15 protein-coding genes are annotated in these 14,501 nt (G+C 64.5%); 11 read left to right on the forward strand and 4 right to left on the reverse strand.

Annotated features, from left to right (window positions below; genetic code table 11):
- Nucleotides 1–529 precede the first annotated feature (529 nt).
- The 4 genes from AWB83_RS00005 (at nucleotide 530) to AWB83_RS00020 (ending at nucleotide 4,199) form a co-directional block, all read left to right on the forward strand.
- Nucleotides 530–1,744, forward strand: a complete 1,215-nt coding sequence (locus tag AWB83_RS00005) for a DUF2863 family protein (RefSeq protein ID WP_087042216.1) — start codon at nucleotides 530–532, stop codon at nucleotides 1,742–1,744.
- A 193-nt stretch (nucleotides 1,745–1,937) separates the two neighbouring features.
- The gene (locus tag AWB83_RS00010; RefSeq protein WP_087042217.1) at nucleotides 1,938–2,747 is read left to right on the forward strand and encodes a helix-turn-helix transcriptional regulator; all 810 of its coding nucleotides are present in this window, start codon (nucleotides 1,938–1,940) and stop codon (nucleotides 2,745–2,747) included.
- 68 nt (nucleotides 2,748–2,815) lie between these two features.
- Nucleotides 2,816–3,490 (forward strand): energy-coupling factor ABC transporter permease, encoded by a 675-nt coding sequence (locus tag AWB83_RS00015; protein WP_087042547.1) that lies wholly within the window; start codon nucleotides 2,816–2,818, stop codon nucleotides 3,488–3,490.
- 145 nt (nucleotides 3,491–3,635) lie between these two features.
- Nucleotides 3,636–4,199: a BspC domain-containing protein gene (locus AWB83_RS00020; RefSeq protein ID WP_087042218.1), complete on the forward strand. Its 564-nt coding sequence runs from the start codon at nucleotides 3,636–3,638 to the stop codon at nucleotides 4,197–4,199.
- A 105-nt stretch (nucleotides 4,200–4,304) separates the two neighbouring features.
- Here the strand turns inward: AWB83_RS00020 and AWB83_RS00025 are convergent, their stop codons facing one another.
- Both AWB83_RS00025 and yaaA read right to left on the reverse strand, forming a co-directional pair.
- The gene (locus AWB83_RS00025) at nucleotides 4,305–5,465 is read right to left on the reverse strand and encodes a M14 family metallopeptidase (protein WP_087042219.1); all 1,161 of its coding nucleotides are present in this window, start codon (nucleotides 5,463–5,465) and stop codon (nucleotides 4,305–4,307) included.
- Between the two features lie 36 nt (nucleotides 5,466–5,501).
- Nucleotides 5,502–6,281, reverse strand: a complete 780-nt coding sequence (gene yaaA / locus AWB83_RS00030) for a peroxide stress protein YaaA (protein WP_087042220.1) — start codon at nucleotides 6,279–6,281, stop codon at nucleotides 5,502–5,504.
- Nucleotides 6,282–6,337: 56 nt separating this feature from the next.
- Between yaaA and AWB83_RS00035 the strand changes: the two genes are divergently transcribed.
- The 7 genes from AWB83_RS00035 (at nucleotide 6,338) to AWB83_RS00065 (ending at nucleotide 13,574) form a co-directional block, all read left to right on the forward strand.
- Nucleotides 6,338–6,817 carry a putative toxin-antitoxin system toxin component, PIN family gene (locus tag AWB83_RS00035; protein WP_087042221.1) on the forward strand — a complete coding sequence of 160 codons (480 nt, stop codon included), beginning with the start codon at nucleotides 6,338–6,340 and terminating at the stop codon, nucleotides 6,815–6,817.
- Nucleotides 6,818–6,875: 58 nt separating this feature from the next.
- Nucleotides 6,876–8,057: a pyridoxal phosphate-dependent aminotransferase gene (locus tag AWB83_RS00040; RefSeq protein WP_087042548.1), complete on the forward strand. Its 1,182-nt coding sequence runs from the start codon at nucleotides 6,876–6,878 to the stop codon at nucleotides 8,055–8,057.
- A gap of 87 nt (nucleotides 8,058–8,144) precedes the next feature.
- A complete protein-coding gene (locus tag AWB83_RS00045) occupies nucleotides 8,145–9,686 on the forward strand; it encodes a 3-hydroxyacyl-CoA dehydrogenase (protein WP_087042222.1) in 1,542 nt (513 codons plus the stop codon).
- Nucleotides 9,683–10,471: an oxepin-CoA hydrolase, alternative type gene (locus AWB83_RS00050; protein ID WP_087042223.1), complete on the forward strand. Its 789-nt coding sequence runs from the start codon at nucleotides 9,683–9,685 to the stop codon at nucleotides 10,469–10,471. Before AWB83_RS00045 ends, AWB83_RS00050 begins: the two co-directional genes overlap by 4 nt.
- Before the next feature lie 3 nt (nucleotides 10,472–10,474).
- Complete coding sequence (locus AWB83_RS00055; RefSeq protein WP_087042224.1) at nucleotides 10,475–11,200, forward strand: histidine phosphatase family protein; 726 nt, start codon at nucleotides 10,475–10,477, stop codon at nucleotides 11,198–11,200.
- A 27-nt stretch (nucleotides 11,201–11,227) separates the two neighbouring features.
- Nucleotides 11,228–12,325, forward strand: a complete 1,098-nt coding sequence (locus tag AWB83_RS00060) for a phosphotransferase (protein WP_087042225.1) — start codon at nucleotides 11,228–11,230, stop codon at nucleotides 12,323–12,325.
- 13 nt (nucleotides 12,326–12,338) lie between these two features.
- Nucleotides 12,339–13,574 carry an acyl-CoA dehydrogenase family protein gene (locus AWB83_RS00065; protein ID WP_087042226.1) on the forward strand — a complete coding sequence of 412 codons (1,236 nt, stop codon included), beginning with the start codon at nucleotides 12,339–12,341 and terminating at the stop codon, nucleotides 13,572–13,574.
- 1 nt (nucleotide 13,575) lies between these two features.
- On the opposite strand, the gene AWB83_RS00070 is transcribed toward AWB83_RS00065, so the two are convergent.
- Nucleotides 13,576–14,037, reverse strand: coding sequence for a MaoC family dehydratase (locus tag AWB83_RS00070; RefSeq protein WP_087042227.1), 462 nt, complete (start codon nucleotides 14,035–14,037; stop codon nucleotides 13,576–13,578).
- Complete coding sequence (locus AWB83_RS00075) at nucleotides 14,034–14,492, reverse strand: MaoC family dehydratase (protein WP_087042549.1); 459 nt, start codon at nucleotides 14,490–14,492, stop codon at nucleotides 14,034–14,036. The genes AWB83_RS00070 and AWB83_RS00075 overlap by 4 nt, the downstream gene beginning before the upstream one ends.
- Nucleotides 14,493–14,501: the final 9 nt, after the last annotated feature.

Here is a 14,501-nt window from a genome sequence, read left to right on the forward strand (position 1 = left end):
TCCGTCTTTCGACAGATAAACCTTCCTCTGATACTTCGTGTGAGACTCTTGATTACTTTTGCCATTGCCTCAGCCCCAAAAGACTGAAACCGCACTCGCCATCAAGCGCCCACACTTATCGGCTGTTAGTTTTTAAAGAGCACATCGCAAGACCGCTACCACCTTACCACCGTCTTGCGTCGCTGCATCAGCAGCAGAGAAACGAGATTATGAAGAACGTTTCGGCTCGTGTCAACAAGAATTTCGAACTTTCTTTCTCGCTGACCGCGCTCAGAGCCCTCAATCATCCGCTCCAAGCGCCCTGCCCAAAACCCACCTTCTCCCGCTTCCTTCGCGTTCGTCGAATCGCGAAGGAACGGAATTCTAGTGATCGAAACCCAACTCCGCAAGGGTGTCAGCGAAAAAATTTGGCTGCCCCAGAACAAGGATCGTCTTCGGTAACGCACGGTACTGCAACGCGCAGCGGTAAAAGCTCGGTCGGAACGACTACAATTAATGGTTCACCGCATCAATTCACTCTAATAACCCTATGCGCTCGCGAATCGCAAAACGTACCCCCCCGGACGCCGACAAGCTTGTCAGCCTCTCCCTCGCGCTCTTCGCGTCCGGCAGCCGCGTCGAGGACCGCTTCTGGGAAGCCCGTCTCGACACGCTCATCGCCAAGCTCGTGCGCAACGGCAACCAGACGACGCTCGATGCCGCCCTCGATCATCTTCAGCAGAATCACGCCGACGCCTACGGCGCGCTCGCCGACATGGCCGAGACGCACAGCGAATCGTTCACCATCGACGTCGATGGCGTACCCCACGAGGCGCTTCTGATCGCCGCGCCCGTGCTCGCCTGGACGCGCTATGCGATCCCGTCGGGCACGCTGAAAAGCGATGCCGTCGATGCGCTGCGCACGCAGATGCAGGCCCATATTCTCGCGGCGGGCGCGCGCGTGGCCGTCGCGCCCTATCTCTACAGCATCGACCAGTTGCCGCGGCATCATGTCGACACGGCGCGCCTCGCGCAGCAACTGCTGCAAACCGTCCTGGGAGGCGCGGCGGCACGCCTGAATCTGTCGGATCTTCCGGAAACCTCGCCGATTCTCGCAGATCCCCGTTTCCTGCTGGCTCTGGTCGTCGTGCCGGAGGGCGCTGCGTTCTTCCGCTGGCAGGAGGACGAGAACGGCAGCCGCGTCGAACGGGGACAATGCCTCGAGCAGTGGGCCGCTCAAGGCGGTCCGAGCTTCGCGGCCATCCTTCCGGGATGCGAATTCGAATGTTTGCTGCCTGACGCCTACTATTCAGCCTGTCGAGATGCCGACGAGCAAGTTCGCCCGCACACCGTGCGCACCGCCGTGCGTTATCTGTTCGACACCCTCGGCACCGCGCCGCAGGATCTGCGCGCGGTCATCGCGGGGTTTGGCGAGAGGCGCATCGACGAATACCGCATCGGCTTCACGCGCCGCGGCAGCAACGACGTGATCTACGGCGTCGTCTGGCCGCTCTACGGCAGGGAAAACGGCGAGCTCGGCATGGACGAAGACGCGGCCGACCTCGAAGGCGCGAATGGCCCGGTCGAGGAAATCGTCGAATTGCTGAAGAAGGCGGGCGTGTCGGACGTGCGTCGTCACGCAGGCCGCTTCGAGCCCGAGTTTTGCGACGATTGCGGCGTGCCGCTCTATGCGGACCCGCTCGGCGAGATCGTGCACGCGGAAATGCCCGAGGACGCGGAGCCGGCGCAGCCTCACTTTCATTGAAAACGGGCGCAAAGCCTCGTCCACGCTGAACAAACCCCGCCTCGTGCGGGGTTTTGTGTATTTGTGCCTATTCCATTCGGATAGGGGGCGCAATCACCTCAAATTTGTCAATATTGCCGTGACGCCGGCGAGTTCGGCGGCAACGAGTCCCGGTGCGGAAGGCCCGCCCGGGTGTTCTGACAAGAGGTCAAGCATGAAAATCAATATCGTTGGTTCCGACGCGGAGCGCCGCGCGGGCCTGAAAACATTGCTGCGCCGTATCGCGCGTCAGGCGCAGTTCACTGAGGCGAAGGACTGGAGACATGCTCGTTCCGCCTCGAAGCGCTCGATCCCCGACATGATCGTGATCGACTGGGCGCCCGACCTGCGCACCGGCGACTTACAGAACCTGCTGGATGATGTCCCTCGCGTCCCGGCCGCCGTCATGGTCGATCGCTGCGGCGCCGCCCTGGTATACGCGCTGATGAACGCCGGCGCGATGGGCGTCGTGCCGCGCGCGCTCGATCCCATCCTGATTCTTCGCGCGCTCGAAATGGTGCTCGTCGGCGGACACTACATTCCGGCCGACATCGTCGACCCCGAACTCACGCGCGAGCTCACCGCCCGCCGCACCCAGGACGGCGCGAAGCTGCGCCTCAAGGTACGCCATCATCCCACGCTGTCGCCGCGGCAGCAGCAGATCATGCGTTGCGTGCATATGGGAAGCACCAACAAGATGATCGCGAAAACGCTCGGCATCAGCGAAGGCACGGTGAAAATCCACCTTGCAAGTATCTTCCAGCAACTGGGCGCGACGAATCGCGCCGCCGCGGTGGCGATATACAACGGCGTGCAAAACTCGCATCTCGAGATTCTGCGCAGCGGCGAAGAGCCGCCGGCGCGCGTCGTATCGGGCCAGCCGGGCATCATTCCGCTGAGACGATCGCGCAAGCGCTACCCGTCGCTTCTCGACAACGACACGGCATCCTTGCCGATCGCAGCCGAGCCGGAATCATCTTTCTAGCAACAAACCGGGCGAACGGGTCCGACCTTTGCGCACACGTTTTACGTGCAACGAGTAATATGCAAGGCATGGGGTTCTTCTACACACCGCTTCCGCTTTGGCTTACCGTCGGCAGCTGGATCGCCGTCGCGGGACTGCTCGCGCTCGTGCTGCTGCAGCGCCCCTTCGCGCGGCTGCAAGACGCCACGCTGCAGCACGTGTGGCTCGGCATCGTCGTCGCGGTCACGGTGCTGTGGGCGTGCAATGCATGGTTTGACGACGGGCCCGTGATCCATCTGCTGGGCGCGACGCTCATGGTTACGCTCTTCGACTGGCGGCTCGCGCTCATCGGCACGGCAGCGACCACCGGCCTCGCCGCCGTCGTGCTCGATGCTTCATGGCTCTCGGTGGCAACCACGTATCTATTGTTCGGCGCGCTGCCCGTCGCGGTTTCGACGCTGCTGCAACGTCTGAGCAACGCCTGGCTGCCGCGCAATCTCTTCACGTTCATTGCGGGACACGGGTTCATCGCTTCCGCCGCCGCGGTCGCCGCGGCCTGCGGCGCGACCGTGCTGCTCGAGATGGCGCTCGCCAGCGGCCCGATCGTCGTGCCTGCGGCGTTCACGCGAAGCTCCCTGCTGCTCGGCGCCGGCGAGGCGCTCTTCACCGGTCTGCTCACCATCCTGATCACGGTGTACAAGCCCGCCTGGATCACCACATATGACGTGCGCCGCTATCGCCTGGATCGCGGTCCGCGCGTCTGAATCACGACAAGCATCAGTCGCGTGCAGCCTCGCCGCCGGATATCGGATTGCGGGCGATGGAAACGCGCGCAAGGTGCGATAAGATTGAACTCCTTCCCCACACGGCGCATCTTACTTTGCCCGTGTCTTCTTAGCGCCAGACTTGATGGATAGTAACTACGCACCGCGCCGGCTCATGCGGCTCGTCGGCCGGTTGGCGGTATGCGCGTCGTTGACATGCGCGGTGTCCGCTTTTGCCGATTCGCTCGACGAGCGCAACGAACTGATTCACCACTTCGTCACCGACTTCAACGCCAATCCGCTGGTGGCGGACTGCGCCGCGCATGGCAACTTCATCGCCAGCACCTCGACGGCCTTCGATCACGTCGAGTTCCCGCCGGCATCCTTCGACCCCACTCATTCCACGATCGAGCCGTGGAACGATTCGTTCGACGAGAAGAAGCAACGCATCAAAGTGGACAATGTCGTGACCGTCGAAGGGCAAGGCATGCCGAAGAGCAGCGAGCGCGATCCCACTCCGCTCAAGTTCCGCTGCGGCTATGTCGGCAGCCAGTTGCTCGCGTTCGGCTGGAACGATCCGGTGCCGCCCTTGCGCGCCCAATCGCACTCCACGCGCAGCACGAAAACCAAGCACGGCGCGAAAACCAAGTCGTCGGGCAAATCCGGCAGCGGGTCCAAGTCGACGAAGAAGACGAGCAAGAAGCACTGAGCCGAATAATGAGAAAAGGGCGTGGCCACCTTGGGTGGCCACGCCCTTTTTTGCGTCCGCGGCGCGCGAAAGCGACGCGCGCTCAATCCTCCCGCAGCCAGACCCTCATGCGGCGAATGTCTGCAAGTGCCACAGGATCGCCTGGAGCATCGACGCACCGAGCGCCGCACTGCGCGCGCCGTTCCAGCCGACACTCTCGTCGGGCAGATTGGCGTTGTCCTTGAACGGCATCTCCAGTGTGAGCGACAGGCACTTGTACTCGTTGCCGATGTATTTCGACGCGAGCTTGAGCGCATCCGTCTGATACTTGCTCGCCTCGTAGCCGTGCACGTCCTGGAAGTCCGGACTCGCCTGCTTGAAGAAATCGACGAACGCCTTCTGCTCCTTCGCCTGCTGTTCCGTGAAGCCCGGCAGCATCTCCGAGCCCGCGACGAACACGTATGGAATCGCCTCGTCGCCGTGGATATCGAAGAACAGATCGCAGCCGATCTCCGCAATCGCCTCGCGCACGACGAGCACTTCGGGGCTGCGCTCCGCGCTCGGCTCCATCCACTCGCGATTCAGGTTCGCGCCCGCCGCGTTGGTGCGCAGGTTGCCGAGCGCGCTGCCGTCCGGATTCATGTTCGGCACGATATGGAACACGGCCCGCTCGAACAGCGACCGCGCGACCGGGTCGCCGGCCCAGTCGCCGAAGCCCGCGAGGCGCTTCACGAGCCCTTCGACAAACCATTCCGCCATCGTCTCGCCCGGATGCTGGCGCGCGATGATCCAGACGTTCTTCTTCGGTTCTGCGTCCCCGAAGTCCGGAAGCCCGAGCGTGAGCAGCGACATCGGCCGGCCCTGCACCGTGCTGCCGAGCTCGGTCAGCGTCGCGTGCGGCAATTGCTGCATCGCGCCGAGAAATTCCGAATGGCGCTCCTCGCTGTACGGCTCGAAATACGCGTAATAGATGCGGTCGAAATCGGGCGTGTGATCGATCTTCATCACCTGCCCGTCGTATTCCGTCGACACGCGGAACCAGTTCACGCGGTCGTAGCTCGCGACCGCTTCATAGTCGCGCCAGCCTTCCGCAAATGCGCACTGCGCCGCGTTCTCGAAGGTCATCACGAGGCGCTCGCCGCGCGCGCCGGACACGCAGAAGTAGAACCATTGCGCGAAGTCCGCCTGCGTATCGGGACGAATACGCAGGCGAATATCGGCGGGATCGTCGGTGTTGAGGACTTCGATCGCGCCCGCGTCGAAATTGCTTGAAATGGAGAGAGTCATCGTCGTTTCCTTGCTTGCTTTCGTACTCGCGCGTCTTCAGTCCGCGATCCGGCGGCGAAATACGTATGTCGTATCGTTCGACGCCTTCGCATCGAATTTGTAGCCTTCACTGTCGAAGCCCTTGAGCGCTTCCGGCTCGCCGATGCGGTTCTCGACCGCATAGCGCGCCATCAGGCCGCGCGCGCGCTTCGCGTGAAAGCTGATGATCTTGTAGCGTCCGCCCTTCCAGTCCTCGAACACGGGCGAGACGACCGGAGCCGCGAGCAGCTTCGGCTTCACCGACTTGAAATACTCCTCCGACGCGCAATTCACCAGCACGCGCGCGCCGCGCTGCTTCTTCAGCTGCTCGTTGAGCGCCGCGGTGATGCGCTCGCCCCAGAACGCATAGAGATCCTTGCCGCGCGCGTTGGGAAACTTCGTGCCCATCTCCAGCCGATACGGCTGCAGCAGATCGAGCGGCCGCAACAGGCCGTAGAGTCCGGACAGCACGCGCACGTGGTTCTGCGCGAAATCGAGATCGCTCGCCGAAAGCGTTTTCGCCGAGAAGCCTTCGTACACGTCGCCGTTGAAGGCGAGCACCGCCTGCTTGGAATTGTGCTGGTCGAAAGTCTTTGACCACTCCGCATAGCGTTGAAAATTCAGCGTCGCGAGCTGATCGGAAATACCCATCATGCCGCCGATCTGCTGCGGCGAGAGTTCGCGCAAACCGTCGATCAGTTCGGCGGCTTCATCGACGAACTGAGGCAGCGTGTGCTTCCTGACGTGGGCGGGCGTCTCGTAGTCGAGCGATTTGGCGGGCGAGAGAACGATTATCATGGAGGCTCGCCGGCACCGTGCCGGCGATCATTGGCATAAACCCCCGATTGTATCGAATGGACAATTCCGCCGCGCCACTGCGCGTTGTGCTCGATTCGAATGTCTGGATCGACCTCCTCGTCTTCGACGATCCCGCCACGCGCCCGATTCACGCGGCCCTCGAAGCGCGCACGCTCGAAGCGCTGATCGACTCGCGCTGCCTCAGGGAGCTCACGCGCGTGCTCGACTATCCGCAGTTCGTGCGGATGGAGGTCGACAAGACGGCGGCGCTCGCAACCGTCGAACGGCTTTCGACGCTCGTCGCCGTGACGCTGCCCGAGGACGAGCGCCCGCTGCCCAAATGCCGCGATCGCGATGATCAGAAGTTTCTCGAACTCGCGCACGCGTCGGGCGCCGACTGGCTCGTCTCGAAAGATCGCGCGGTGCTCAAGCTCGCGCGCCGCGTCGCGCGCGATTTCGCGTTTCGCATCGCGGAGCCGAAATCTTTCGTGACCGAGCTCGAAGCGCATGCGGCGGCGCTCGTGGCCGCCGGCTGACCCTGCCTTAAAATAGCATGCTGAACGCACCGTCGGCACAATCCACGCCCACATGACCATGAACGCCACGCACGAACTGCTTCCGACACCGCCCGAGTTCGCCTTCCCCTCGCGTCTGCCCAACGTGGGCACGACCATCTTCACCGTGATGAGCGCCCTCGCCGCGCAGAAGGGCGCCGTGAATCTCGGTCAGGGTTTCCCCGACTTCGATTGCGACGCGCGCATCGTCGATGCCGTCGCCGACGCGATGCGCGAAGGCCACAATCAATATCCGCCGATGGCGGGCGCCGCGCCGTTGCGTCAGGCGATCGCGCGCAAGATCGAGGCGCTCTACGGCCGCGCCTACGACGCCGATCGCGAGATCACCGTGACCGCCGGCGCCACCCAAGCCCTGCTCACGGCCGTGCTGTGCTGCGTGCACCCGGGCGACGAAGTCATCGTCATCGAGCCGATGTACGACAGCTACGTGCCGTCGATCGAGCTCGCGGGCGGCACGCCGGTGTTCGTGTCGCTGGAAGCGCCCGACTACGCGCTGCCCTTCGACAGGATCGCCGCCGCGATCACGCCGAAGACGCGCCTTTTGATGATCAACACGCCGCACAATCCGACCGGCCGCGTGTGGCGCGCGGAGGATATGAAGAAGCTCGAGGAGATCGTGCGCGACACCAACGTTCTGATCGTCTCGGACGAAGTCTACGAGCACATGGTCTACGACGGCGCGCCGCACGAAAGCGTCTCGCGCTATCCGGAGCTGGCCAAGCGCAGCTTCGTCGTGTCGAGCTTCGGCAAGACCTTTCACGTGACGGGCTGGAAAGTCGGCTACGTGGCCGCGCCCGCCGCGCTGACCGCCGAATTCCGCAAGGTGCATCAGTTCAACGTATTCACGGTGAACACGCCGATGCAGATTGGCCTCGCGCACTATCTCGAAGATCCGAAGCCGTATCTGGAACTGCCTGCGTTCTATCAGAAGAAGCGCGACTTCTTCCGCGCCGCGCTCGCAAACACGCGCTTCTCGCTCCTGCCTTGCGACGGCACGTACTTCCAGTGCGTCGATTACTCGGCGATCAGCGACATGCCCGAAGCCGAGTTCTCGCAGTGGCTCACGGGCGAAATCGGCGTGGCCGCGATTCCGGTGTCCGCGTTCTATCACGAGAGTCATGAATCGGGGGTCGTGCGCTTTTGCTTCGCGAAGAAGGAAGAGACGCTCGCGCTCGCGCTCGAACGACTCGCCAAACTCTGAGCGACGGCGCGCCTCGCCGGGCCGGTTCACCGTCGGGACCGCGCGAACACCGCGCGCGTTCCAATCCTTCAGGAGCAGAACCGCATCATGAGCCAGCACGAATACAGGATCGAGACGCTCGGCATCGTCGGCAGCGGCGCGATGGGACGCGGCATCGCGCAGATCGCGGCGCTCGGCGGCCTGACGGTGCGCCTCTACGACACGAACCCAAAGGCGCTCGCGGCCGCGCGCGACTATCTGGCGGACACGCTTGCGAAGCTCACCGCGAAGGGCAAGCTGAAGGAAGCCGATGCGCACGCGGCGCTCGCGCGCATCCGCGATGCGGGCGACACGACCGAGCTGTCCGATTGCGACGCCATCGTCGAGGCGATCGTCGAGCATCTCGACATCAAGCGCGAGTTGTTTCGCGAACTCGAAGCCGTGGTCGGCGAGCACTGCATTCTGGCATCGAACACTTCTTCGCTGTCCATCACCGCGATCGCCGCAGGTTGCGCGCATCCGGAGCGCGTGGCCGGCTTTCACTTCTTCAATCCCGTGCCGCTGATGCGCGTGGTCGAGGTCATCGACGGCTTGCGCGGCGATTCGCGCGCCGGCGACGCATTGATGGACCTCGCGCGGCGCATGGGCCACACGCCGGTGCGCGCGAAGGACATGCCGGGCTTCATCGTCAATCACGCCGGGCGCGGCATGAACACCGAAGGCCTGCGCGTGGCGAGCGAAGGCGTCGCGAGCTTCGCGGACATCGACCGCATCATGCGCGAGCAGGCGGGCTTCCGTCTCGGGCCGTTCGAGCTGCTCGATCTCACCGCGCTCGACGTCTCACATCCGGTCATGGAATCGATCTATCACCAGTTCTATGAAGAGCCGCGTTTCAAGCCGTCGCCGATTACCGGAACGCGGCTCGCGGGCGGGCTCATCGGGCGCAAGGCGGGCGAAGGGTTTTATCGCTACGTCGACGGCAAGCAGCAGGTTCCCGACGAACCCGCCGCGCCCACGCAATTGCCGACGCGCGTCTGGATCAGCCGCGCGTCGCACGCCGGACGCGAGGACGTGCTGAAGCTGATCGCCAAATGCGACTGCAGCGTGCACATCGACCCGGGCCACACGCCCGAGCCCGACTCGCTCATCATCGTCACGCCGCTCGGCTTCGATGCGACCACGACCGCCGTCGCCGAGCATCTCGACGCCACGCGTGTGATCGCCGTCGATACGCTCTTCCCGCTCGATACCGTCGCGCGCCGCACGATCATGACGACGCCCGCGACCACGCCCGCGATGCGCGACGCCGCGCACGCCCTCTTCGCCTACGACGGCGTGCCCGTCACCGTGATCCGCGATTCGACCGGCTTCGTCGCGCAGCGCGTCGTGGCGACGATCGTGAACATCGGCTGCGATATCGCGCAGCAAGGCATCGCGACGCCGGGGGACATCGATCTCGCCGTGACGCTCGGTCTCGGTTATCCGCGCGGCCCGCTCGCGCTCGGCGATGCGCTCGGCGCGACGACCATCCTCACGATCCTGCGCAACATCCACAACGTGCTCGGCGATCCGCGCTACCGGCCATCGCCCTGGCTCGCGCGACGCGCGCAGCTCGGACTTTCGCTTACCCACATCGAGGAGCTCAGATGAGCGCCGAACTACTGACAGACCGTCCCGCAGGCAGCGACACCACGCTCGTGCTGAAGCTCTCCAATCCCGGCGCGCGCAATGCCCTGCATCCGGACATGTACGCCGCCGGCATCGAAGCGTTGAACACGGCCGAGCGCGACAACACCGTGCGCGCGATCGTGCTGACCGGCGCGGACAATTTCTTCTGCGCGGGCGGCAATCTGAACCGCCTGCTGGAGAACCGCGCGAAGGACCCGTCGGTGCAGGCGCAGAGCATCGACCTGCTTGGCGAGTGGATCAGCGCGCTGCGCGCATCGACCAAGCCCGTCATCGCGGCGGTCGAAGGCGCGGCCGCCGGCGCGGGCTTTTCGCTCGCGCTCGCGTGCGATCTGATCGTCGCCGCCGACGACGCGAAGTTCGTCATGTCGTACGCGCGCGTCGGCCTCACGCCCGACGGCGGCGCTTCGTGGTTTCTCGCTCGCGCGCTGCCGCGCACGCTCGCGAGCGAAGTACTGCTCGAAGCCAAGCCGATCGGCGCCGCGCGGCTGCACGAAGTGGGCGTCATCAACCGGCTGACCAAGAAGGGCATCGCGCTCGATGCCGCCATCGCTTGGGCCGACGATCTCGGCAGCGTGTCGCCGAAAGCGATGGCGCGCATCAAGTCGCTCATCAACGCGGCCGATATGCAGCCGCTCGACGCGCATCTCGACATGGAGCGTGACGGCTTCCTCGATGCGCTCCATCACGGCGATGCGCTCGAAGGCATCACGGCCTTCCTCGAGAAGCGTCAGCCCAACTATCGCTGAGCCATGCCGACCTACGAATTGCCGAAGCGGCGCCGCATCTTCCTGATGCGCCACGGCGACGTCACCTATTTCGACGACAGCGGCCGCGCGATCGATCCGGAAAGCGTGCCGCTCAATGAACGCGGACGCGACGAAGCGAGCGCGGCGGGCCGCGAGTTCGCCGCGCAGAAAATACGTTTCGATCGCGTGATCGTGAGCGGCCTGCCGCGCACGGTAGAGACCGCGCGGCGCGTGCTCGACGCGACGGGCCAGCGCATCGACATCGAAACGTGGCCCGAATGGCAGGAGATTCGCGGCGGGCGGCTCGCCAATCTGTCGACGGCCGATATCGAGCGCGCGTTTCTCTCGGTGTTCGATGGCGTCGTGCCGGAAGACACGCAGTTTCTCGGCGGCGAGACCATCGGTCAGTTGCTCGACCGCGCGCTGCCCGCCGTCGCGCGCTTGCGTGAAGATCGCTCGTGGGACACGGTGCTGCTCGTGCTGCACGGCGGCGTGAATCGCGCGCTGCTCTCGCACGCGATCACCGCCGGCGGGCGCGCGTTCTTCGGGCACCTGTCGCAGGCGACGGGCTGCATCAACGCGCTCGATGTCGGCGACAAACCGGGCGACTGGGTGGTGCACGCGATCAATCATTCGCCGCCCTCGCCGCTGCACTCCGACGTGCGCAACACGACCATGGAACTGCTCTACGCCCAATTCGTACGCTACAAGGCCGGCGACATGAACTGAAGACGCCGGGCAAAAACGGAGGAGACGATGCAGGACAAAGAACAGAACGAGCAGTCCGATTTCTCCGCGTTCGAAGGAACGCGCCCCGTGCAGGACCGCCAGCGTTTCGATGCCGATGCGCTCGCGTCGTGGCTGACCGCGCACGTCGATGGCTTCAGCGGCCCGTTGAACGTCGAGCAATTCGCGGGCGGACAGTCGAATCCCACATTCAAGCTCGTCACGCCCACGCGCAGCTACGTGATGCGCGCAAAACCGGGACCCGCGGCCAAGCTTCTGCCCTCCGCGCATGCAATCGAACGCGAGTTTCGCGTGATGGACGCGCTCGCCGCCACCGACGTGCCCGTCGCCCGCATGCTCGCGCTGTGCGAGGACGAAAGCGTGATCGGCCGCGCCTTCTACTTGATGGAGTTCGTTCAGGGCCGTGTGCTGTGGGACCCGTCGCTGCCCGGCATGACGAGCACCGAGCGCGCCGCGATCTACGACGAAATGAACCGCGTGATCGCCGCGCTCCATACGGTCGATGTCGAGGCCGCCGGTCTTTCGAGCTACGGCAAGCCGGGCAATTACTTCGAGCGTCAGATCGGGCGCTGGAGCAAGCAGTACGTCGCCTCGCAAACCGAGCAGATCGAGGCAATGGATCGCCTGATCGAATGGCTGCCGCAACACATTCCGCAGGCGCGGCAAGCGAAGGTCAGCGTCGTGCACGGCGATTATCGGCTCGACAACCTGATCTTTCATCCGGACGAGCCGCGTGTGCTCGCCGTGCTCGATTGGGAGCTCTCGACGCTCGGCGACCCGCTTGCCGATTTCGCGTATCACTGCATGGCGTGGCATGTCGATCCGTCGCAGTTTCGCGGCATCGCCGGACTCGACTGGGCCGCGCTCGGCATCCCGGACGAAGCCGCCTACGTCGCGCGTTACTGCGCGCGCACGGGCTTTTCGATCGAAGGCGACTGGAACTTCTATCTCGCCTACAACATGTTCCGCATCGCCGCGATCCTGCAGGGCATCATGAAGCGCGTCGTCGATGGCACGGCGGCGAGCGCGCAAGCCGTCGATGCGGGACGGCGCGCACGTCCGATGGCCGAGCTCGCCTGGCAGTACGCGCAGAAAGTAGGGAAATGAGAGGAGACAAAGAATGAACTTCGACTACACGCCCAAGGTGCAAGCGCTGCGCGAGAAGCTGCTCGCCTTCTTCGACGCGCACATCTATCCGAACGAACGCGCTTTCGGGGAAGAGGTCGCGACGAATCGCGCGGCGGGCAACGCGTGGATTCCGACGCGCCTCATCGAAGGCCTGAAGGAGCAAGCGCGCGCCGAAAAACTCTGGAATCTCTTCCTGCCGGCCTCCGAACGCGGCGCGGGCCTGACGAATCTCGAATACGCGCCGCTCTGCGAAATCATGGGCCGCGTGCCGTGGGCGCCGGAAGTGTTCAACTGCAGCGCGCCCGATACCGGCAACATGGAGACCATCGAGCGCTATGGCACCGATGCGCAGAAGGCCCAGTGGCTCGAACCGCTTCTGCGCGGCGAAATCCGCTCGGCGTTCCTGATGACGGAGCCGGAAGTCGCGTCGTCGGATGCGACCAACATCCGTTGCAGCATCGTGCGCGATGGCGACAGCTACGTCATCGACGGCCACAAGTGGTGGTCGTCGGGCGCGGGCGATCCGCGCTGCAAGGTGTATATCGTGATGGGCAAGACCGATCCCGACGCGCCGAAGCACGCTCAACAGTCGATGATTCTCGTGCCCGCCGACGCGAGCGGCATCACCGTGCACCGGCCTCTGAACGTGTTCGGCTACGACGACGCGCCGCACGGCCACATGGAGATCACGCTCGATCACGTCCGTGTGCCGGCGACGAACATGCTCCTGGGCGAAGGACGCGGCTTCGAGATCGCGCAGGGCCGCCTCGGACCGGGGCGCATTCATCACTGCATGCGCCTGATCGGGCTCGCTGAACGCGCGCTCGAACTCATGACCAAGCGCACGCTCGAACGCGTGGCGTTCGGCAAGCCCATCGCGCAGCATGGCGTGACGCAGGAGCGCATCGCGGAAGCGCGCATCATGATCGAGCAGGCGCGGCTTCTGACGCTCAAGGCCGCATACATGATGGACACCGTCGGCAACAAGGGCGCGCGCGGCGAGATCGCGATGATCAAGGTGGTCGCGCCGAACGTCGCGTGTCAGGTCATCGACTGGGCGATTCAGGCGCACGGCGCGGGCGGCGTCTGCGACGACTTTCCGCTGGCCTGTGCATATGCGTCGGCGCGCACGCTGCGTCTCGCGGATGGCCCCGACGAAGTGCATCGCAACGCCATCGCGAAGCTCGAGCTCGGCAAGTACATCGCAGCGAGAGAACAGTCGGAATAGCTCAGAAAGCGTGCCGCGTGATGAATTCCGCGGCGCAAGCGGGCTTGTCGCCGCCTTCGCTCTCGACCGTCACGAGCCACGTCACCTGCACGCTGCCCGCTTCGACCTCGCTCGCCCCATCGATCGTGAACACGGCGCGCAAGCGCGAGCCGACGCGCACGGGCGACATGAAACGCACGCGATTCATGCCGTAGTTCACGCTGATGCGCGCGGTGAGCGGCACGCATTGCGCAAGCCACGTCGGCACGAGCGAGAGCGTCAGGAAACCGTGCGCGATGGTCCCGCCGAATGGCGAATCGCGCCGCGCCCGTTCGACGTCGACGTGTATCCATTGATGATCGTCGGTCGCATCGGCGAAGCGGTTCACGCGCGCCTGATCGATCGTCGTCCAGTCGCTCACGTAACGCGCAACGCCCGCCGCCGCGAAGACATCGGCGGCGCTCTTCAACGACGCGACGCTCATGCCTGCGCGCCCGGATTGCGCAGGCCGAACAGCGCGGCTGAATCCACCGTCAGCACGAGCTCGCCGTGCTGGTTGTGCGCTTCCCAGCGCGTCGACACGATACCGCGATCCGGCTTGCTCTTCGACACGCGCTTGTCGAGCACGCGCACGGTGAGCCGCACCGTGTCACCGACGCGCACCGGCTTGAGCCAGCGGATATTGTCGAGGCCGGGCGAGCCCATCGAGGTCGAATCGCCGACCATGTCGCGCACGAGAATGCCCATCATCGCGGAGCAGGTGTTCCAGCCGCTCGCGACGAGGCCGCCGAAATGCGATGCCTCGCCCGCCGCCTCCGACAAGTGAAAAGCTTGCGGATCGTAGCGCTCGGCGAAGCCGACGATCTCTTCCCTCGTGAACGTGTGCGCGCTCAGTTGAACCGCGCTGCCGACTTCGAAATCCTCATAGGCGTATTTCATGCAGAGCTC

Origin of the sequence: Caballeronia ptereochthonis, assembly GCF_001545075.1 — a bacterium.
GTDB classification, from domain to species: Bacteria; Pseudomonadota; Gammaproteobacteria; order Burkholderiales; family Burkholderiaceae; genus Caballeronia; species Caballeronia ptereochthonis.

What these genes read in the sequence shown, in the direction of transcription:
- AWB83_RS00060 (WP_087042225.1), top strand. Translation starts at nt 11,228, where the DNA reads ATGCAGGACAAAGAACAGAACGAGCAGTCCGATTTCTCCGCGTTCGAA.
- AWB83_RS00035 (WP_087042221.1), top strand. Translation starts at nt 6,338, where the DNA reads ATGGACAATTCCGCCGCGCCACTGCGCGTTGTGCTCGATTCGAATGTC.
- yaaA (WP_087042220.1), bottom strand. Translation starts at nt 6,281, where the DNA reads ATGATAATCGTTCTCTCGCCCGCCAAATCGCTCGACTACGAGACGCCC.
- AWB83_RS00025 (WP_087042219.1), bottom strand. Translation starts at nt 5,465, where the DNA reads ATGACTCTCTCCATTTCAAGCAATTTCGACGCGGGCGCGATCGAAGTC.
- AWB83_RS00075 (WP_087042549.1), bottom strand. Translation starts at nt 14,492, where the DNA reads ATGAAATACGCCTATGAGGATTTCGAAGTCGGCAGCGCGGTTCAACTG.
- AWB83_RS00010 (WP_087042217.1), top strand. Translation starts at nt 1,938, where the DNA reads ATGAAAATCAATATCGTTGGTTCCGACGCGGAGCGCCGCGCGGGCCTG.
- AWB83_RS00040 (WP_087042548.1), top strand. Translation starts at nt 6,876, where the DNA reads ATGAACGCCACGCACGAACTGCTTCCGACACCGCCCGAGTTCGCCTTC.
- AWB83_RS00045 (WP_087042222.1), top strand. Translation starts at nt 8,145, where the DNA reads ATGAGCCAGCACGAATACAGGATCGAGACGCTCGGCATCGTCGGCAGC.
- AWB83_RS00005 (WP_087042216.1), top strand. Translation starts at nt 530, where the DNA reads ATGCGCTCGCGAATCGCAAAACGTACCCCCCCGGACGCCGACAAGCTT.
- AWB83_RS00020 (WP_087042218.1), top strand. Translation starts at nt 3,636, where the DNA reads ATGGATAGTAACTACGCACCGCGCCGGCTCATGCGGCTCGTCGGCCGG.
- AWB83_RS00050 (WP_087042223.1), top strand. Translation starts at nt 9,683, where the DNA reads ATGAGCGCCGAACTACTGACAGACCGTCCCGCAGGCAGCGACACCACG.
- AWB83_RS00065 (WP_087042226.1), top strand. Translation starts at nt 12,339, where the DNA reads ATGAACTTCGACTACACGCCCAAGGTGCAAGCGCTGCGCGAGAAGCTG.
- AWB83_RS00015 (WP_087042547.1), top strand. Translation starts at nt 2,816, where the DNA reads ATGGGGTTCTTCTACACACCGCTTCCGCTTTGGCTTACCGTCGGCAGC.
- AWB83_RS00055 (WP_087042224.1), top strand. Translation starts at nt 10,475, where the DNA reads ATGCCGACCTACGAATTGCCGAAGCGGCGCCGCATCTTCCTGATGCGC.
- AWB83_RS00070 (WP_087042227.1), bottom strand. Translation starts at nt 14,037, where the DNA reads ATGAGCGTCGCGTCGTTGAAGAGCGCCGCCGATGTCTTCGCGGCGGCG.